Consider the following 20071-nt stretch of genomic DNA (forward strand, 5'->3'; position numbering starts at 1 on the left):
CCATTCGCGGGCACGCCCGCTCCCACAGGGCCCAGCGTCAACCTGGGCTCTGTGGAAGATTCCATGGTTTCTGGCAATGGCATCAGGGGTGCCAGTTGCTCGCCGCGGCATCGTCGGCGCCTGTGAGATCGAGCGCCGCCCGCGCGGCGCTCGGTCTCACAGTCCCTGCATACCTTGTGGCCAACACCTGTCAGCCCTGATGCATCCCTGTGGGAGCGGCTTTAGCCGCGAACACCGGCGCAGCCGGTGCCATGCACCGCGTTGGATTCTTCGCGGCTAAAGCCGCTCCCACAGGGGCCCCGGTTTACTTGCAGGCCAAGCCCGCATGCACCTGCAGCTCTTCATCGACAAACGCCGCGATCATCGCCCGATACACCCGCTCTACCACCTCCGGTGAAGCCCCGGTTTCCCCGGCAATCCCGCGCACCTTGGCAATTACCTGCTCGACTCGCGCCGGTGCGCGCACGTCATCGGTGGTTTTCTTGAAGGCCGCCGCCTGGGTCACCAGCTGACCGCGCTGGGCGAGCAGGGTGACCAGGTCGCGGTCGATGTAATCGATGCGCGCGCGAACTTCTTCAATCGATGTGCAGCGTACGTCCATGTGTGCAGCTCCTTGAGGGTGATGCCGGACAGTAGCACAGCACATCAGCTGATTCAGAAGTCATAACGCAGGTTCAACGTGGCGTTCCTCGGCGCCCCGTAGTGGCCATAGTTGCCCGCCAGGCCTGCGTAGTATTTCTTGTCAAAGAGGTTTTCGACGTTGACACTGGCGGCCAGGTTTTCGCTGAGCTTGTAACGCGCCATCACGCTTGCCACGGCATAGTCTTCCTGAGTGATACGTGTGCCGAGTGTGGTGACCAGTGACTGCTTGGAGTTCCAGTTCACACCACCGCCAACGGTCAGGCGCTGCCACTCACCCGGCAAGCGATAGGTTGACCACAGCCGGAATGTATCCAGCGGCAGTTGCGGTGTCAGGCGGCCGCCTTGGGCGTTCTCCGTACGTGAATGGCTGTACCCGGTATGCACGTTCCAGCCATTGGCCACCTCTCCGGAAAGCTCCAGATCAATACCCTTGGTCTCGGCGCCGCTTACCGCGCGTGATGCCGTTGAGTTCGGCTCACCAGGAATGGTAAAGCCAGTGTCTTCTTCGGCAAAGTTGTCCCGTTTGATCAGGTAGATTGCCGCGCTGGCGTTGAGCCGGCCTTCGTAGAACTCACCTTTCCAACCCATTTCGTAGTTGTTGCCGGTGACCGGGTCCAACACCTTGCCGGTCCGGTCCTTGGCGGTCTGCGGCTTGAAGATATCGGTGTAACTGGCGTACAGCGATTGATCGGCAGTCAGGTCATAGATCAGCCCCATGTAGGGTACGACTTCACCCGTCTCCTGCAGGTTGGACGGCCTGTCGAAACCGCTGGGCAGCGAGACCTGGTGGGCGTCGTAGCGGTAGTCGGTGGTCCGCGCGCCCAGAATCAGGTGCAGGTCATCGGTAAAGTTGAGGCGGGTGGCAGCGAAGTAGCCGGTCTGACGGATGTTGACGTCGTAATCCAGTACAGGGGCGTAGCTGCCTGGCTGCGGTATGCGGTTGCCCCAGGTGAAGAAGTTGAACGTTGGCGATCCCGCCGACCCGGTCAGGTGGTTGTTGCGGTAATCCAGGTAATCGAAACCTACGATCAGGTCATGGGATTGCCCTAGCAGCTCGAACGGGCCCTGCAAGGTAATGTTCATGCCGCGCTGCACCTGATGCGCCTCGACTTCCAGCAGGTCGAGGGTGGCCTGGCCGGTAGCCTGCTCGAGGGTCGCCACCCCGGCACCGGTGCGATAGAACGCTGACAGCGAGTCGCGATCAACGTCCATGTAGTTGGCCGCCAGTTTCAATTGCCAGCCGTTGGCAAGCTCCTGGTCCAGGCCAAAGGCGTAGTTTTTGGTCGTGTAGTCTTCATACATCCAGCGCGGGCCACTGCTGGTCGAGCGGGAAAAGTCGGTCGGCTGGCCGTTTTTGTAGAACAGCGGTACGCCGGGGGCGCCGTTGGCGTTGTAGGTCTGGTAGTCCACCCCCAGGCGCGCGGTGGTGGTGTCGGTAAGGTCTGCTTCAAGCACGCCGTACAACAGGTCTCGGTCCTGGCTGTACCAGTCCATGAAGCTGTGATTGTTCTGCTTGGCGGCCACCAGCCGACCGCGCAGCTTGCCACCTTCGACCAGCGGGCCGGCAACGTCGGCCTCGGTGCGGTAGTAGTCCCAGGAACCGACGCCAGCCTGTACGTAGGACTGAAACTCGCGTGTGGGGCGCTTGCGCACCATGTTGACCACACCATTCGGTTCCCCTGCACCGGTCATCAGGCCCGTAGCCCCGCGCACGATCTCCACACGGTCGAAGATGGCCATGTCCATCAGCGTGCTGGGCATGTTGCGGGTCAGGTATTCCTGGACGGTGTTGACGCCGTCGAGCTGGTAGGTGCTTATTTCGGAACCACGCGAATAGATGTGAAAGCGCTCGCCGCCGTCCTGGGACATGGTGATACCCGGGTTCTGTTTAAGCACATCGGTGATGCTGGCCAGGTGCTGGTCGTCCATTTGCTGGCGGGTAACCACACTGATGCTCTGCGGCGTCTCACGGATCGACAGGTTCATCTTGGTCGCCGTACTGGTCACGCCGGTGGTGTACGACCCGGTGCCTTCGGTGGTAGCGCCCAGCCCGACGCTGTTCACATGCGTTGCCGACAGCTCCATGGCCCCGCTTTCCTCACCTGCCGGGAGGATGAACCAGCGTTCGTCGCTTTCGCGCATCACCCGCAAACCACTGCCCGACAACAGTGCCCGCAAGCCTTCGTCTACCCCATATACGCCCTCCAGGCCCGGCGACTTGCGGCCTTGGGTGGCGGCCGGGTCGAACGACAGCACAATGCCGGCCTGGGTGGCGAAGCGGGTCAGCGCCTGGCCCAGGTCGCCTTGGCCGATGTGGTATTCACGGGGTGTGGTTTCAGCCAGGGCAGGGGTGGCAGCGAGCAGCGCCGACACCAGCAGGGCATTGCGGATACCGGCCGCCAGCGGGCGGAGCGGATGATGCGTTTTCATGGAAGGCTTCTCTTATGTTGGCAAGCGGGTCATGCACCCGTTACCCCTGAGTCGGATGAGAAAGAGAAGAAATCTCATCGCTGCGCAAAAAAGTTTTCAGGCGCCATGCAACGCGCTGACGGTCACCCAGTAGCGGGTGCGCCGTACGATGCTTACCGGCAACACGCTGGTGATCGCGCGTAAGGCCTTGTCGCTGTCGTCTACCGGGAAGGTGCCGCTTACCCGCAACCCGGCTACCGCCGGGTCGCAGCGTAACCAACCGCTGCGGTAACGGCCCAGTTCGGCGAGCAGCGTGTCCAGCCGCTGCTCATTGGCCACCAGCAGGCCCTGGGTCCAGGCATCCTGTTGGTCAGCCAGTTGCCGTACCGGGGCTGCACTGGTTGCAGAAAAGTAGCTGTACTGCCCGGGCTGCAGCAGCAGCGGGGCGCCGTGCAGAGGGGCGATACGCACCTGATGCTCGAACACCGCCACCTGCGTCTGCCCCTCCAGCAGGCGCACCGAAAAGCGCGTGCCCAAGGCCTGCACCCGGCCATGGGCGGTCTGCACGAAGAACGGCCGGCCCGCTGGGTCGCCTGCGGTTGTGACCATCACCTCACCGCGACGCAGCTGGATCAGCCGCTGGTGCGCGTCATAGCGCACATCTGCCGCGCTGTCGGTGTTGAGCATCAGCTGGCCGCCATCGGCCAGGGCAACGGGCAGGCGCTGGCCCACCTGGGTGTGATAGTCGGCAAGCCAGGCGCCGTTCTCGAACTGTTCGACACCCAGCCAGCCCAGGCTGCTGCCACCGAGCATCAATGCCACGCCCTTGAGCACGCTGCGCCGGCTGTTGTACCGGGCTTGGCCGGCCAGGTCCAGGGTGCGCCCGGCCACCGCAGCGGGCACGCCTTGCAGGCGTTGCTGCAGGCGCTCGATCTGCGCCCAGGCCCACTGGTTGGCTGTGGCCTGTTGCAGCCACTGTTGCCAGCCAAGGTGGTCCTGCGGCCCGGCTGAGCCGCTCTGCAGCAGCGTGTACCACTGCACCGCCTGCTCCAGTGCTGCGCGCTGCGTCGGGTCGGTCACGCTCATTGCAGGCCTGCTTCGAGGTTGAACAGCAGGCAGTGGTGCAGCGCCTTGGCCATGTGCCGGTTGACCGTGGACAGCGAGATGCCCAGTTGCTCGGCGATGGCCTTGTACGGCATGCCCTCTAGTTGCGACAGCAGGAACGCCCGGCGCACTTCCAGCCCCAGCCCGGCCAGCATGGTGTCCAGTTCGCACAGGGTTTCCAGCAGTACGGCGCGGTCCTCTTCAGAGATATCCAGCGCCTCGGGCTGTTCGGCCAGGGTCTGCAGCCAGGCCCGCTCCAGGCGCGCGCGGCGGAAGTGGTCGATCATCAGCCGGCGAGCGATGGTGGCCAGGTAGCCCTTGGGTTCGCGAACGGCTTGCAGGCGCTCGGCGGCGTTGTCTGCCGTGAGGATACGCACGAATACATCCTGCACCATGTCGGTGGCCAGGTGCTGGCAGCTGAGCCGCGGTTGCAGCCAGTTGCGCAGCCAGCGGTGGTGGTCACGGTAAAGGCCATCGACCTGGGCGTGTGCATCCATGCAGGGCTTTTTCATACAGTCGGTTCAAATAAGAATTCTTATCATTATGGTGATGGCAGGCCAATGGAACAAGAGGGCGCAACGGCCAGGCAGGCTGCCTTGCATCGCTCAATTGAGAGTGATTATCATATGGCCTTCAGCAGATGCACAAGCAGGCCTCTCGCCAATGGGACCCCAAAGCTCCTTCGACCTGGATGTCGAGCACCTCTACACGCAGCATCACAGCTGGTTGAAGCGCTGGCTGATGAAGCGTCTGGGGGAGGCCGCCGATGCCGATGACCTGGCCCAGGACACCTTCGTGCGTATCCTGCGGGCCCGGCGCCCGGTCAACGACCTGCAACGCCCCTTGGCGTACCTGGCGACCATCGCCAACAGCCTGCTGATCAACCGTTGGCGGCGCCTGGCAGTGGAGCGTGCCTATGCCGAGGCACTGGCGGCGCAGCCCGAGCAGCACGAGATTTCCGCCGAGCAACGCCACCTGCTGATCGAAACCCTCACCCAGCTCGATGAACTGCTGCACGGGCTGTCGCCGCGGGTGCGGGAGATCTTCCTGCTGTCACAACTGGACGGGCTGACCTACAAGCAGATTGCCGCGCAATTGGGCTTGAGCGTCGACCAGGTACAGCGGGCCATGCTCAAGGCCTTCGAGCGTTGCTATGCCAGCCAGTTCGACTAGCGCCATGCCTGCAACCGAGCCTGTTTCCCCCGCTGTACGGCAGCAGGCCATCGCCTGGTACTCGTTGACCCAGTCCGGCGATATCAGCGCCGAGCAACTGCGTGAACTTGAGCGCTGGCGGCAGGCCGACAGCGAGCACGAGCGTGCCTGGCAGCGCATGGCGGGTTTGCCGGCGTTGCTCCATGGCAGCGCGGATATGTTGCGAAACCCCGTGGCCCGCTCGGCACTGCAGCACGCCCGCTATGTCAGTGGCGACCGCCGTACGCTGTTGAAAATGCTGATGGGCGCCAGCCTGCTGGGTGCCCTTGGTTGGCAGACCAGGGACAGCCAGTGGCTGCAGGGCGAGCTGGCCGACCTCAGTACCGCTACAGGCGAGCGCCGCCGGCAGGTGCTGGCTGACGGCACCCAACTGTGGCTGAACACCGCCACGGCAGTGGACATCGACTTCAACGCCAGCGCACGGCGCATCCTGTTGCGCCATGGCGAGATCAACGTGGTGACTGGCCACGACCCCCTCGGCCGGCCGCTGCAGGTGCAGACCACGGATGCCGTGATGCGCCCGCTTGGCACCCGCTTCACCGTACGTTGCGGCGACGATTGCCAGGGCACGCTACTGTCGGTCAGCAGTGGGCGCGTGGCAGCCTTGCTGCGACAAGGCCAAGGTCAGCAAATTATCGAAAGCGGCCAGCGTGCGAGGCTGGAGGGCGAAGGCATTCACCTCAGCCCGCTGGCGGCGCAGGACGATGCCTGGGTCGATGGCCTGGTGATTGCCCAGGCCACCCGCCTGGGCGATCTGGTCAGCCAGCTTGCCCGCTATCGCCCCGGTATCCTGCGCTGCGACCCGCGTGTGGCCGGGCTGCGAGTGACCGGTTCCTACCCGCTGGATGACAACGAACGCATCCTCGCCTTGCTGGAAAGCAGCCTGCCGGTGAGCATCCAGCGGCGCACGCGCTATTGGGTGACGCTGGTACCGAAAGGTGACGCCTGAAAATTATTTTCACGCTCAGCGCAGTTTTTTCGTTCTCGATTGGCTTCAGGGCATACCCCGCCCACAACGCGGCTCCCTTGACCCTTCCGGACGATCCACATGACGTATCGCATTACCCCGCTGGCCCGCGCCATTCACCTGGCTTTCGCCACCGGCCTGGCACTGGGCAGCCTGGCCGTTGCCAGCGCCGTGCAGGCGCAGCCGGCAGCCAACAGCATCCTGCGCTTCGATATCGCTGCAGCGCCACTTGACCAGGCGCTCAGCCAGTTCGGCCGCCAGGCCGGCATCCCGTTGTCGATCGACGCCAGCCTTACGGCGGGCAAGACCAGCCCGGGGGTGGAGGGCAGTTTCAGCGTCGAGCAGGGCCTTGCCCGGTTGCTGGCGGGTACCGGCCTGAGCGCGTTCAGGACCGACAGCGGCAACTACCTGTTGGCCCCGGCCGTAGAGCCGAGCGGGGCGCTGGAGCTCGGGGCCACGTCGATCAACTCGCGGCTGCTGGGTGAAACCACCGAAGGCACCGGGTCGTACACCACCGGTTCCACCAGCACCGCCACCAAGATGAACCTGTCGATTCGCGAAACCCCGCAATCGATCAGCGTGGTCACCCGTCAGCGCATGGATGACCAGCAACTCAACAGCGTGACCCAGGTGCTGAACCAGACGCCCGGCATCACCATGTCCCAGGACGGCGGCCTGCGTTACAACATCTACTCCCGTGGCAGTGCCATCAATACCTATCAGCTGGACGGGGTGACCACCACCCAGGAAAACCAGACCCGCAACATGCCCAGTACCCTGCTGGACATGACCTTGTATGACCGGGTCGAGGTGGTGCGCGGAGCCACCGGCCTGATGACCGGTGCAGGTGAGCCCGGAGGTGTGGTGAACCTGATCCGCAAGCGCCCGACCCGCGCGTTCCAGTCACATGCCCAGGCGACCGTCGGTGCCTGGGATTATTACCGTGGCGAAGCCGATGTCTCCGGGCCATTGACCGAGGGTGGCGACCTGCGTGGCCGGTTGGTAGCGGCCAAGCAGAAGAACGGCAGCTTTCGCGACTGGTACAAGGAAGAAAAAGACATCCTCTACGGCGTACTCGAGGCCGACCTGAACGAGGACACGCTCCTGCGCTTCGGGGTGGACTACCAGAAGTTCAAGGGGACCGGCTCCCCAGGTGTACCGCTGATCTACAGCAATGGCCAGCAGACCCACTTTTCCCGTTCCACCAGTTCCGGTGCCCGATGGATGTACGATGAACTGGAAACCACCAATTACTTCATGGCTGCCGAGCATCGTTTTGCCAACGACTGGCAACTGAAGCTGGCCGCCAACTACATGACTTCCGACCGGGACAACTACAACGGCTCGTACCAGACCTCGACAGGGCGCTCGTGGATCAACGAGGCGACTGGCGAGGCCCGCATGCTGCGTTATAACGCCGAGGCAGACCAGACCCAGCGTGGCATCGACGCCACCTTGCAGGGGCCGTTTTCGTTGTTCGGGCGCACCCACGAGTTCATCACCGGCTTCAACTACCAGGATTACAGGAACGACCACACCGGTTATGACGTGGGCATCAGCTTTGTCAATTTCAATGACTGGGACAACTACCTGCCGCGCCCTGGCGACACGGGGGCAGTGGGGGAGATCCTGGATATCAAGAGCAGCCAGCGCGGCACTTATGCGGCATTCAGGTTCAATGTGCTGGATGATTTGAATGTCATCGTCGGCGCGCGTAGCTCGGACTACGATTACGACTATTACTACTGGTCGGGCGAACCGCAGACAACCAAAATGCATGAACGGGGAGAGGTAACACCCTACGCGGGTATTACTTACGACCTGACGCCTGAGCAGTCGTTGTATGTCAGCTACAGCGATATCTTCAAGCCGCAATCCAGTCGCGATATCAACGGCTCGTTCATCGGTCCGGTGGTGGGTAGCAACTACGAGGTGGGCTGGAAGGGGGAGTTCTACGGCGGCCGACTGAATGCCAGCACGGCGCTGTTCCTGGTCAAACGGGATAATCTGGCGGTGGCGGACGGTATTAAAACCGTCAATGGTACGGTAGGTGAGCAGGCCTTCAAGGCCGCCCAGGGTACCGAAACCAAGGGTATCGACATGGAGCTGTCCGGTGAGGTGCTACCGGGCTGGCAAGTCATGGCGGGTTACAGCCATGCCCGCACCGAAGACGCCGACGGTGTGCGCCAGCTGACGCAACTGGCGATGGATACGTTCCGCTTCTGGAACACCTACCGGCTGCAGGGTGACTGGAACAAGCTGACCGTGGGTGGTGGGGTGTCGTGGAACTCGGGCACTTCGCTGTATTACTCCACCCTGAAGGCCCGGGCTACGCAGGACGACTATACGGTGGCCAGCCTGATGGCGCGTTATCAGGTAACGGAGCATCTGGCGGCTACGCTGAACGTGAACAACCTGTTTGACGAGAAGTACTATTCGGGGATCGGTGGTAGCGTCGGGCACTATGGCGACCCGCGTAATGCCAGCCTGAACCTGCGTTACGACTTCTAGAACGGCCGCCTGTAGGAGCGGGTTTACCCGCGAATGCGTCGACACATTCAACAACGCATTCGCGGGTAAACCCGCTCCTACAGGGTACGCGCAGCGCCTACGAGCCTGGCAATGTTCAGTGGCCCACCAACTCCCCCAGCAAACGCTGCTTGTATCCCTGCAACACCAAGCTATCGCGCTGGCGCGGGTGCGGCAGGTCAATCCGCAGGTCCTCGCGAATCCGCCCCGGGTGCGCATCCATCACGATCACCCGGTCACCCAGGTACAGCGCTTCTTCGATGTCATGGGTCACCATGATCACCGTGCAGCGCTCCTGCACCCAGATGCGCTGCAACTCCTGCTGCAGGCGCACCCGGGTCAGGGCATCCAGCGCCCCCAGCGGTTCGTCCAGCAACAGCACCTTGGGCTTGTTCACCAGCGCCCGGGCAATCGCCGCGCGCTGGGCCATGCCGCCGGACAACTGGTGCGGGTAGGCCTGCTCGTAGCCGCTCAGGCCCACCAGTGCGATGTGTTCGGCCACCAGGCGGTGCTTTTCGGCGGCCGGTAGCGCATGGTTCTTCAAGGCCAGGGCAATGTTCTGCTGCAAGGTCATCCACGGGAACAGGCGGTGGTCCTGGAACACGATACCGCGCTCCAGGCCCGGGCCGCGCACGGCGTGCTGGTCCAGCAGGATCTGCCCCTGGTAGTCCTGGTCGAGGCCGACAATCAGGCGCAGCAAGGTCGACTTGCCGCAGCCGCTGGCGCCGAGAATGCTGACGAACTCGCCGGGGCGGATGTCCAGGTCGATGCCTTCGAGCACTGGCACCGGCTTGCCTTTAAGCGGGTAGGCCTTGCTCAGGCCGCGAATGGTCAGGGCGCCAGTGCTGGCGCTGGTGGGTAAGGCATGGGCGATGGCGTTCATGGTCGGGCCTTTCAACGGGTAGGGCGCCAGCGCAGCAGGCGGCGGGTAAGCAGGGAGCACAGCCAGGACATCAGGTAGCCACACAGGCCGATGCACAGCACGCAGACGACGATGATTTCCATGCGTGCGGCGGCTTCGGCGTTCATCATCAGGCTGCCAAGGCCGGCCCCGGCGGACAGGAACAGCTCACTGCCCACCGACGTCACCCAGGCGAAGGCCAGGGCCTGCAACACCCCGGCGGCAATACCCGGCAGGGCGGCGGGCAGCAGGATCAGCCACAGTTGCTGCCAGCGGCTGAGCATCAGCACCTGTGCGGCTTCACGGTGCTGGCCGGCAACCTGGCGCAGGCTTTCGAAAGTGTTCAGCACCATCGGGTACAACGCCGCCAGGCTGACGATCAGCAGCTTGGCGCCTTCGCCGTTGCCCAGCCACAAGGCAATCAGCGGGATCCAGCCCAGCATCGGCACCTGGCGCAGGGCGTGGAACAGTGGTGCGATCAACCGGTTGGCCGGTGTGCACAGGGCCATCAGCGCCCCCAGGCCAATGCCGCCGACAATGCCGATGGCCAGGCCGCTGCAGGTGCGCAGCAGGCTCGCCCACAGGTTGACCAGCAGTTCACCGCTGGCCAGCAGTTCGGCCAGTGCCGTGCCCACCTGCGCCAGCGGCACAAAGGCGTAGGCGCCGGCCGCGCTCTGGCGCGAGGCATATTCCCAGGCACCGAGCAGCAACAGCGGCAACACCAGGCCACGTAAAGCGTGCAGTTTCATCACAACCTCCTTAGCGGCTTTGCCAGGCCGACAGGCGCCGCTCCACGCGGCGCAGGGTAAAATCCAGGGTGAAGCCGATCAGCCCGGTCAGCACCACGCCGACCATCACCACATCGATGCGCAGCATCTGCCGGCCCATCTCGATCATTTGCCCCAGGCCGCTGTCGGCGGCCAGCAGCTCGCAGGCCACCAGCACCACCCAGGCACGGGTCAGCGCCACGCGTATCCCGGTGACAATTGCCGGCACTGCAGCCGGCAGGGCGATCCGGCCCACCAGCGTCGGCCAGCGCAGGCGGTACACCGCCGCCACTTCGAAATGGCTGCGCGGGATGGCGCGGATGCCTTCACAGGTGGCCAGCGCCACCGGAAAGAACGCGGTCTTGGCGACGATCACCACTTTGAAGGTTTCGTCGACGCCGAACAGCAGCACGAACATCGGGATCAGGGCGATGCTCGGCACCTGGCGCAGTGTATGGAACAGTGGTGCGCAGTAGGCCTCCACGGTCTTCGACAATGCCAGCGTCGCGCCAAAGCCAAGGCCGGCCAGCGCGCCGCCGGTAAAGCCCAGGGCCAGCCGCGACAGGCTGCCGATCAGGTGCTCCTGCAGTTCGCCGCTGGCCAGCAGCTCAGTGAGGCTGAGCCACACCTCTTGCGGCGGCACCAGCAGGTTGGTCGGGAACAGCCCGGCGTTGGCGATCACGGCCCAGAGGGTGAGCAGGGCCAGCGGGGAGATGAACCAGGATAGGGGGGAGAGCACGCGCATGGCTGGCCTTGGGGGAGCAGAGGGTAAAGGGGTATTGCAAGAGCTGTGCCAGGCGGCGCAGCCCCTGATTTACGGGGTTGGCGGGTTAGGGTGGTGCTGCAGCAGCAGTGGGGTGCTGCGATGGCAACAGTCAGTCAGCAGCATTGGTGTTGGCTTCTTCGCGGGTGAACCCGCTCCCACAACCCGCTCCCACAGAACCCGCACAAGTACTGCACCGACCTCCAGACCTGTGCAGTACCTGTGGGAGCGGGTTCACCCGCGAAGAAGCCAGTGCATTTTCAGATCATCAGATCAGAAATCGTAACTCACACTGGTGTAATAGAACGCCCCCTGCGCCCCCTCCGGGCTGGTAATGGAGTACTTCGGCACGCCATACAACTGCGCGCCCTCCAGCTTGTCCGGGTGGCTGTCGAACAGGTTGATCGCCCCCGCCGACAAGGTCAGGCCCAGGTCGAAGCGGTACGACACGTCCAGGTCGGTCACCCACTGCGGGCTGAAGGTCTGGTCCAGTGCCGGGTTGGCAGCATTGCGGTTCTGCCACTCGCCATAGCGCCGCTGCGCCACGGTGACGCTCCAGCCGTCATACAGCCAGTTGGCGCTGAGGGTGAGTTTGTCCTTGGGCGTGCCGTCCTCGATCAGGCCTTGGGTGTTGCGGCCGATGATCTGGCTGCCGGGGATGCCGCCCACGTCGTCCAGCCCGGTGATGCGGGTGTTGTTGCGCGCGTAACCGCCGTTGAAGTCCAGCCGTCCCCAGCGGCCCACATCCAGTTGGTAGTGGCCGGCCAGTTCGAAGCCGTCGGTGCGCGTATCGGCGATGTTGGTGTAGAACGCCGCGCTCTGGATGTTGGCGTAGGGCGTGCCGGCGAAGATCGGGCCCACCACCGCAGCCGGCAACTGGTCGGACAGGGTGATGCGGTTGTCGATGTCGATGCGGTAGGCGTCGAGGGTGACCGAGGCATTGGGCAGCGGCCGCCACACCAGGCCCACGGAGAAGTTGGTCGACTCTTCAGGCTTCAGTGCCTTGCCGCCCAGTAACGCGGCTTCCGGGCTGTCGGCGCGCAGCGTACGTTGTTGCACTTCGACCCAGTTGCCGCTGCCCGGCGGCTGCTCCACCACTTGCACGCTGAACGACGACAACCCGCTCTGCACCAGCGACGGTGCGCGGTAGCCGGTGCTGGCACTGGCCCGTGCGGCAATTTCGGGGGTGAAGTCGTAGCGCACAGACAGCTTGCCGTTGGTGGTGTCGCCAAAGTCCGAGTAATGCTCGCTGCGCACCGCCACGCCCGCCTGGAATTGCTCGGTAAGCTGGGCTTCGACGTCGAAGTAGGCGCCGATCACCCGGCGATCCAGCGACACGGCATCGACCTGGGTGATGCCTGAGTAGTAACCCGGAATGCGCCGGCCAGTGATGGGGTCGAGGGTGTTGAACAGCGGCCCGTTGGACCAGCCGGCGGCGTCGCCTGCGCTGAGGTCGTAGTTTTCCTGGCGCCAGGCCAGCCCGGCAGACACGGTCAATGGTTTGTACAGCCAGTCGTTGGCGAAGTCGCGGGTCCAGTCCAGGGTCAGGTTGGTCTGGTCGGCTTCGCGGCGGCCGGTGTAGATGGTCGACGGGCTAGCCGTGCCCCAGCTGGGGTTGATGGCATCGCGGTCGGTGGAGTCGACGCGGTTGTTGCCGTAGTTCAGCGCCAGGTCGAACTTGCCCAGCGTCTGGTCCTCGAAGCGCAGGCCACCGGTGACGGCAAAGTCTTCCAGGCCGTAGCGGGTGACTGGCAGGCGGCCGTCCGGGTAGCGTGCCAGGGCCACGCTGCCGTAGTTGCTGCGCAGTGTGGTGGGCGGGTCGAAGAAGTTCTCGGCGTCGGTATTCTTGTGCGCGTAGGTGGCGAAACCGTAGGCGCTCAGGCCTTCGCCCAGGCCCATTTCGGCATTGGCGGTGAAGTTGTACTGGTCCGAGACATTGCCCGAGCCCCAGCGCCAGTTGCGGTAACGGTTGTTCTGCTCGCGCGGGGTGTCGATGCTGGTGGAGCCTGGGTAGAACAGGCGGTTATCGTCGCGGGTATCGCTGGCCGGGTCCTGGCTGCCGGCGTCGAAGGCCAGGGTCAGAAAGCCGTCGTTGGGCAGGGCAAAGCCCTTCCAGCCGCTGAGCTTGCGTTGCAGGCCATCGCCTTTCTTGTAGCCGCCGAAACGGTAGCCGGCATTGCCGCCTTCGTCGCGTTCCTTGAGCACGATGTTGATCACCCCGGCGATCGCGTCCGACCCGTACTGGGCGGCGGCGCCGTCGCGCAGGATTTCCACCCGTTCAATGGCTGATAACGGGATCAGACTAAGGTCCACTGCCGCCGCGCCACGGGCGTTGACCAGGCCCTGGCGGGTAACGTTGGCGCTGGTGTGGCGGCGCTTGCCGTTGACCAGCACCAGCACCTGGTCGGAGGCCAGGCCGCGCAGCGAGGCGCCTTGGGCGATGGAGCCGGCAAAGGCGCCTTGTGGCGATTGCGGGAAGCTGAACGAAGGTGACAGCGCCGTGAGCGCCGCGGACAGGTCGCTGGCGCCGGTTTCCTGCAGTTTCTCGCCGCTCAGTACGTCGACCGGCGCGGCACTTTGCAGGGCGGTGACGTCGCTGCGGTGGGTGCCGACCACGACCACGGTGTCGAGGCGGTCGTTGCTTTCGGCGGCGAAGGTGGGCACGGCGAGGCCGGCGATGGCCAGGGCGATGGCGCTGGCCAAGGGGGTGTGGTGGGGCATGGGGTAATCCTTGTAGACGGCGTGGGGCCTTTGGGGCTGCTGTGCAGCCCATCGCGACGCAAGGCCGCTCCTACACAGGAAACGCGCCCTCCTGTAGGAGCGGCCTTGCGTCGCGATGGGCCGCGCAGCGGCCCCAATGGCTTGACGATCAGAACCGGCTGGTAACGCTGAGCCCGACTGTGCGTGGGTCACCGTAGGTGATCACGTACTGCCCGGCGGTGCCGTTGGGCCGGCCATGCACCTGGTAGCGGCGGTCGGTGAGGTTGTTGACGAAACCGGTCACGCTCAGCTTGTCGTCGTGGCTGAACCAGCTCAGGCGCGCATTGGCCAGGGTGTAGTGGGGCTGGCTGAGGGTGGCGTCGGCGCTGCTCTGGCGGTCGGCCAGGAAGTACTCCTTGTCGCGGAAACTCACGTCGCCGCCGGCCACCAGCTTGCCACCCACCTCCAGCGGTATGGTGTAGTCGGCACCCAGCGACACCACGTTGCGCGGCGAGCGCACGAAGCTGTTGCCGCTGTAGTCGCCGGTGACCGCACCGGTGGTGGGGTTGGTGTTCTTGAAGTCGGTGTACTCGGTGTCAAGGAACGACACCGCCGCGCGCAGGTGCAGGCGTTCGGTCGGCTGGCCTTCGATCTCCAGCTCGGCGCCCTTGACCTTGCCCTTGGCGCCGTTGGTCAGCGCGGTGGTGAGCACGCCGTTGTTCACCGTCAGCAGGTTCACCTGGATGTCGGAGTAGTCGTAGTAGAACACGTTGGCGTTGACGATCAGGCGGCGGTCGAACCACTCCGATTTCAGCCCGATTTCGTAGGCATCGAGTTTTTCCGGGTCAACCGTGGTCAACTGCGCCAGGCTGGTCGACAGCCCGGTGTTGAAGCCGCCCGAGCGGAAGCCATGGGCGTAGCGGAAGAACACCCGCAGGTTGTCGTTGATGCGGTACTCGGGGGTCAGGTCGTAGGTCCAGGCTTCCCAGGTCTTGTCTTCCTGGCGGTTGCCGTTGCTGCCCACGCCGCCCAGCGGGATCAGCGGGCCGTCGGCGCTGGTGCGGGTCAGTTGCACCAGGTCGAGGTCGATGTCCTTTTTCTCCTGGGTCCAGCGCAGGCCGCCGGTGACACTGAAGTCATCGGTAAAGTCGTAGGTCAGGTTGCCGAACAGCGCGTAGCTGTCGGTGCGGTGGTCGTAGCCCAAGTCGCGAAAGGCCGTGGTGCCTACCTGGTTGGAGCCGGTGCCGTTGGGCGTTGGCCCGGGCGTGACGATGCGCTGCGCCGAGCTGTCGAGGTCTTCGTGGAAGTAATGCGCGCCCAGCAGCCAGTGCAGCGGCCGGTCTTCCGGCGAGGCCAGGCGCAGTTCCTGCGACCACTGGCGGTAGCTGTTGTCGGTGATGGCTGCGCCATTGACCTCGTAGGGGGTGTAGTCGGCGTCGCTGGTGGAGCGGTTGCGGATGTAGTCATAGGCGCTGATCGAGGTCAGCGTGTAGTCGCCCAGGTACCCATTGAAGGTCAGCGACGCGCCGTCATGGTCCAGGCGGTAGTCTTCGTTGACGTTCAGCGAAATGTCGCGGCCATGCGGGCGTTCGTAGCCCACGTTGTAGTAGCGGCCCACCGGCAGCGAGCCGTTGCTGCCGTCCCCTTTGAACTGGCGGCTGTGCAGCTTGAGCAGGGCATCCAGGTTGGGGTTGAGCTGGGCCAGGAACTGCAGGCGGATGGCCTTTTTGTTCACGTCGCCGTAGGTGTTGCCGTCGAAGTCGTTGTTCTGGAAGCCGTCACGCTCCTCGGAATACAGCGCCACCCGCCCGGCCAGTTTTTCGTCGACCAGGGCGCCACCGATGGCGCCGGTGACGATGCGCTCGTTCTTGCTGCCGAAGCCGACCGTGCCGTAGCCGTCGGTGTCGAAGGTGGGCTTTTTGGAGATTACGTTGACCGCGCCGGCCGTGGTGTTCTTGCCATACAGGGTGCCTTGCGGCCCACGCAGGATTTCGATGCGTTCCAGGTCGAACAGCGGCCCGCCGCCGGCGACCGGGGCGTTGAGGTAGACGTCGTCGGCGTAGATGCCCACCGGGTACACCGTGGCCGCGCCGGTGTCGCCAGTGCCAAGGCCACGGATGTACCAGCGCGGGCGGCCGTCGCCGTCGGGGTTCTTGGCCGAGGCGTTAGGCACGAAGGTGGTGATGTCGCCCATGGCGCGCACGCCGTCGGCGGTAATGCTGGTGCCCTTGATCGCCGACACGGCAACCGGCACTTCCTGCAGGGTCTGCTCGCGGTGCTGGGCGGTGACGGTGACGGTTTCCAGGGCCGCCTCTTTGTTGTTTTCTTCGTTGGCGGCGATGGCCTGGCTGCCGCTGCCGGCCAGCAGCAGCGCGAGGCTGACCTGGCGTGCGAGTGGATTGAGCTGGTGCATGGTGGATCTCCCCGTATGTAAAGCGTTGTTGGGGAGAGCTAGAGCAGGGACTGTGCCATGTTGTTAAGTTGTTGAATTTAAACGATTTAATCAGGGTTTTTAGAGAGTGTTGCAGATTGGGCAGCAGTGGGGTGCTGGGCGGGTGCTGCTGGGGCAGCAGTGGTGGGGCTGAAATGGCTGGGGCCGCTTCGCGGCCCGATCGCGACGCAAGGCCGCTCCTACAAGGGTCCTGCGTACGCCGATCAATGTAGGAGCGGCCTTGTGTCGCGATCGGGCTGCGCAGCAGCCCCAGAAATATCAAACCGCCAAACGCGAAGTCGAGCCGATCACACTCTCCAGCACACGAAAATCAATCCACTCACGCACATCGAAACGTCGCGGTATGAACCCCCACCTGAACAGGAACTCGGTAAAGTCCTGCAATGCCTCGATCGAGCGGCTGTCCAGGGTGGTGCGCAAGCGCCGGTGCGCATCGTCGCCATAGGCCGCGGCCACCCAGTATTCGCTGGTGTTCAGCTCGCGGGCCAGAAAGCGCCGGGTTTCTTCAGGGTTGGCCCAGGCCCATTGCTCGGTGCGCAGCACCGTGTCGACCAGCGTGCGGCTGGCCTCGAAATGCTGCTCCAGCAGGTGGCGGTCCACGGTCAGCGTGCGCGGCGTGCCGTTGTTGCTGCGGATCAGCGGGTCCGGGTGGCTGCCGGTGTCGACCACCACGCGCAGGCCGAACTCGTGGGCCAGGTGCACGGCGTGGGCGCCCTTGAGGAAGATGGCGTCGATGTCGCCGCGCAGCAGGCCGATCAGTTCGTTGTTGCGGCGGCTGAAGCGGCTGGTGTCCAGGCTGACTTCGGCGCCATACAGGTGCTGTTTGGCATCGTCGCTGTAAGTGCCGCCGTAGGGGTAGTCGACAAGTTCCACGTCGGCCACCGCCAGGCCCTCCAGTTTCAGCGCATTTTCCAGCCCCCGCAGGGCCTGGGCGCGGGTGAAGTCGATTTGCACGTTGGCCCACTTGGGCAGGCCGAAACGGCGGTTCTTCAGGTCGCGAATGCTGCGCACGCCGCTTTCTTCGGTGGTGAGGATCAACTGCACCTCGTCGCTCCACGACAGGCCCAGCACGCGGGTCTCGACGCCGCTGGCGTAAGCCCAGATTGCCGGGATGTTGCCGCCGTGGCGTACCGAATTCTGCAAGTGATGGTCGTAGTGGGCCTCGCGCACTTCGCGTTCGCTGGACTCGCGCAGCGACTGGATATTGGTGCCGTACGGCGCAAAGGCCTCGGCCAGGCGCCCCGACTGCACGGCAATGCCGAGGCCGGTGGGCACCGGGCTGTGGGTGTACCAGAGGGTTTCCAGGGGCTTGGTCATGGGCTAACAGTTTTCCTGTCCATGGGGGTGGGGGCCAGCAATTGTTCCAGCGGTTGCCGGGCGATCCAGTCGCGCACCTCGAAGCGGGCCGGGATAAAGCGCCAGCGCTTGAGGAACTCGACAAAGTCTTGCAAGGCGTCGATCGCCTGAGCGTCCAGGCGCGTGCTCAGGCGCAGGTGGGCGTCATTGCCGTAGGCCACTTGCACCCAGTACTCGCTGCTGTTGGTTTCCCGCGCCAGGTAGCGGCGGGTTTCGTCGGGGTGCTGATGGGCCCAGCGTTCAGCGCGCAGCACCGAGCCGAGCAGGGTGCGCACTACGTGCGGGTGCTGAGCCAGCAGGTGGCTGTCCACGGCCAGGGTGCGTGGCGTGCCGTTGTTGCTGCGGATCAGCGGGTCGGGGTGGCTGCCGGTGTCGATGACCGTGTGCAGGGCAAAGGCGTGGGCCAGTTGCACGGCGCTGGCGCCCTTGAGGAAGATCGCGTCCACTTCGCCGCGCAGCAGGCCGGCCAGCTCCAGGTTGCGGCCTTCACTTTGCGTGCTGGACACTGGCGTACCGGCCACGTTGCGCACCGGGCGGTCGCTGAAGGTGCCGTCGTAGCGGTAGTTGACCAGCTCCACGTCACCCACCTGCAAGCCTTCGAGCCTGAGGGCGTTCTCCAGCCCGCGCAGGGCCTGGGCACGGGTGAAGTCGATCTGCGCCGCCGCCCAGTCGGGCAGGCCGAAGCGCCGGCCCTTGAGGTCTCTAACGGTATGGATGCCGCTGTCTGGCCGGGTCAGGATCAACTGTGCTTCATCGGCCCACGACAGGCCGATCACACGGGTATCGCGGCCCTGGGCACGGGCCCAGATGGCCGGGATGCTGCCGCCGTGGCGCACCGAATTGCGCAGGCTGTGGTCGAAGTGCGATTCGCGCACGGCCTGCTGCTCGGCTTCGCGCAGCGACTGCACCTGGGTGCCGAGGCTGGCCAGGTCTTCCTGCAGCCAGCCTTGCTGCACGGCAATGCCCAGCCCGGTGGGGACCGGACAGCGGGTGTACCACAGGGTGTCGAGGGGGGGGCTCATGGTCGGGCTCCGGTCGGTCAGGCGCTGGCCTGCAATGGGGTGGTGGCGGCCTGCTGAACCAGCGGCAGCACTTCCTGGCCGATGCGCAGGGCTTCTTCCAGGTGCGGGTTGGCGGCGAGGATGAACGTGCTGAACCCGGCGTCGCGGTATTCGGCCAGGCGTTCGGCGATCTGCTGGTGGCTGCCCACCAGGCCCACCGTCGGGCCAGGCTTGGCCTTGGCAAAACCGGCCCACAGGTTGCGTGCCAGCACCAGTTCGTCGAAGCCTTGCAGGTGCTGGTGGTAGGCCGCCTGACGCGCGCCGCCGACCGAGTCCGAGCCGGTCACGAAGTTTTTCGCGGTGCTGCTGGCTTTGCCTTCCAGGCGGTCGAACTGTTGACGCAGCTCACGCCAGGCCTGCTCTTCGGTTTCGCGGGCGAACAGGTCGACGCGCAGGCCGAAGCGCACCGTGCGCCCTTGCTTGTCGGCCAGTTCGCGCACCCGCTCGATATGCGGCTTGAGCTTGTCGATCGGTTCGGCCCAGTTCAGGTACACGTCGGCATGGCGCGCGGCGACTTCCAGTGCCGCATCGGAAAAACCGGAGAAGTACACCCCTGGCTTGCGTTCGTGCTGCAGGCCAGGCGGCAGGCTGCCGTTTTCCAGGCGGTAGATATCGCCGTCGTAGGAGAATTTATCCTGCGTCCACAGGCCCTGGATCACGTCGAGGAACTCGCCGGTGCGCTTGTAGCGCAGGTCGTGTTCGAGGAAGTCGCCATTGGCGCGCTGGCTGGCCGGGTTGCCGCCGGTGATGATGTTCCAGTCCAGCCGGCCGCCGCTGAGGTTCTGCAGGATGGCCGCCTGCTGGGCGGCATAGGCGGGCAGGGTCCAGGTGGCCTGGAAGGCGATCAGAAAGCGGATGCGCCGGGTTTCCCGGGCCAGCGCGGCAGCGGCAATCCACGGCTCCGGGCCAGTGGGCAGCAACGCGCCCTCGAAACCGGCCAGTTCGGCGGCCTTGGCCACCTGGGCGATGTAGTCGATGTAGGTGAAGCCATCGGCTTGGCCGTCAGGCAGGCGGCCGGGGGCGATGTTGCCGGCGCGGTGCACGGGGTTGCCGCGGTTGTGGCGGTCGGTGGACAGCTGCGGGCCGTCGGTGCCCAAGGGCAGGCGCCAGAAGAATTCGGTGGTCATGGGGGCTCCTGAAGGGGGAGGGTGTGCGAGTGGGGAGGGTGGTGCAACGGCTGTGCCATGGGGGCGCAGGGCCTGTGGGGC

The 20071-nt window shown here is 64.8% G+C and carries 15 protein-coding genes; 3 read left to right on the forward strand and 12 right to left on the reverse strand.

The window, feature by feature from the left end; all coding sequences use genetic code 11:
- Positions 1-304: 304 nt before the first annotated feature.
- From IAE39_RS00745 to IAE39_RS00760, 4 genes are all read right to left on the reverse strand, one after another.
- Positions 305-601, reverse strand: coding sequence for a chorismate mutase (locus IAE39_RS00745; protein ID WP_201198447.1), 297 nt, complete (start codon positions 599-601; stop codon positions 305-307).
- 53 nt (positions 602-654) lie between these two features.
- A complete protein-coding gene (locus IAE39_RS00750; RefSeq protein ID WP_201198449.1) occupies positions 655-3072 on the reverse strand; it encodes a TonB-dependent siderophore receptor in 2418 nt (805 codons plus the stop codon).
- Positions 3073-3168: 96 nt separating this feature from the next.
- The gene (locus tag IAE39_RS00755; protein ID WP_201198452.1) at positions 3169-4137 is read right to left on the reverse strand and encodes a FecR domain-containing protein; all 969 of its coding nucleotides are present in this window, start codon (positions 4135-4137) and stop codon (positions 3169-3171) included.
- On the reverse strand, positions 4134-4652 hold the full coding sequence (locus IAE39_RS00760; protein ID WP_201198454.1) for a sigma-70 family RNA polymerase sigma factor: 519 nt from the start codon (positions 4650-4652) through the stop codon (positions 4134-4136). The genes IAE39_RS00755 and IAE39_RS00760 overlap by 4 nt, the downstream gene beginning before the upstream one ends.
- A gap of 166 nt (positions 4653-4818) precedes the next feature.
- Between IAE39_RS00760 and IAE39_RS00765 the strand changes: the two genes are divergently transcribed.
- From IAE39_RS00765 to IAE39_RS00775, 3 genes are all read left to right on the forward strand, one after another.
- The gene (locus tag IAE39_RS00765) at positions 4819-5328 is read left to right on the forward strand and encodes a sigma-70 family RNA polymerase sigma factor (RefSeq protein WP_201198456.1); all 510 of its coding nucleotides are present in this window, start codon (positions 4819-4821) and stop codon (positions 5326-5328) included.
- 4 nt (positions 5329-5332) lie between these two features.
- A complete protein-coding gene (locus IAE39_RS00770) occupies positions 5333-6316 on the forward strand; it encodes a FecR domain-containing protein (RefSeq protein WP_201198458.1) in 984 nt (327 codons plus the stop codon).
- Between the two features lie 99 nt (positions 6317-6415).
- A complete protein-coding gene (locus tag IAE39_RS00775; RefSeq protein WP_201198460.1) occupies positions 6416-8845 on the forward strand; it encodes a TonB-dependent siderophore receptor in 2430 nt (809 codons plus the stop codon).
- A gap of 115 nt (positions 8846-8960) precedes the next feature.
- On the opposite strand, the gene IAE39_RS00780 is transcribed toward IAE39_RS00775, so the two are convergent.
- The 8 genes from IAE39_RS00780 to IAE39_RS00815 all read right to left on the reverse strand — a co-directional run bounded on the left by IAE39_RS00780 (position 8961) and on the right by IAE39_RS00815 (position 19990).
- The gene (locus IAE39_RS00780) at positions 8961-9746 is read right to left on the reverse strand and encodes an ABC transporter ATP-binding protein (RefSeq protein WP_201198462.1); all 786 of its coding nucleotides are present in this window, start codon (positions 9744-9746) and stop codon (positions 8961-8963) included.
- An 11-nt stretch (positions 9747-9757) separates the two neighbouring features.
- Positions 9758-10513, reverse strand: a complete 756-nt coding sequence (locus IAE39_RS00785) for an ABC transporter permease (RefSeq protein WP_201198464.1) — start codon at positions 10511-10513, stop codon at positions 9758-9760.
- Positions 10514-10523: 10 nt separating this feature from the next.
- Positions 10524-11276 (reverse strand): ABC transporter permease, encoded by a 753-nt coding sequence (locus IAE39_RS00790; protein ID WP_201198466.1) that lies wholly within the window; start codon positions 11274-11276, stop codon positions 10524-10526.
- Positions 11277-11567: 291 nt separating this feature from the next.
- The gene (locus tag IAE39_RS00795; protein ID WP_201198468.1) at positions 11568-14015 is read right to left on the reverse strand and encodes a TonB-dependent receptor plug domain-containing protein; all 2448 of its coding nucleotides are present in this window, start codon (positions 14013-14015) and stop codon (positions 11568-11570) included.
- A gap of 148 nt (positions 14016-14163) precedes the next feature.
- Positions 14164-16407: a TonB-dependent receptor gene (locus IAE39_RS00800; RefSeq protein WP_201198470.1), complete on the reverse strand. Its 2244-nt coding sequence runs from the start codon at positions 16405-16407 to the stop codon at positions 14164-14166.
- 297 nt (positions 16408-16704) lie between these two features.
- Positions 16705-17763, reverse strand: coding sequence for an ABC transporter substrate-binding protein (locus IAE39_RS00805; protein ID WP_167274616.1), 1059 nt, complete (start codon positions 17761-17763; stop codon positions 16705-16707).
- Complete coding sequence (locus tag IAE39_RS00810; protein ID WP_201198472.1) at positions 17760-18824, reverse strand: ABC transporter substrate-binding protein; 1065 nt, start codon at positions 18822-18824, stop codon at positions 17760-17762. Before IAE39_RS00810 ends, IAE39_RS00805 begins: the two co-directional genes overlap by 4 nt.
- Positions 18825-18841: 17 nt before the next feature.
- Positions 18842-19990 (reverse strand): LLM class flavin-dependent oxidoreductase, encoded by a 1149-nt coding sequence (locus tag IAE39_RS00815; protein ID WP_201198474.1) that lies wholly within the window; start codon positions 19988-19990, stop codon positions 18842-18844.
- Positions 19991-20071 lie beyond the last annotated feature (81 nt).

Source organism: Pseudomonas sp. S37 (assembly GCF_016658545.1).
Classification (GTDB): Bacteria; Pseudomonadota; Gammaproteobacteria; order Pseudomonadales; family Pseudomonadaceae; genus Aquipseudomonas.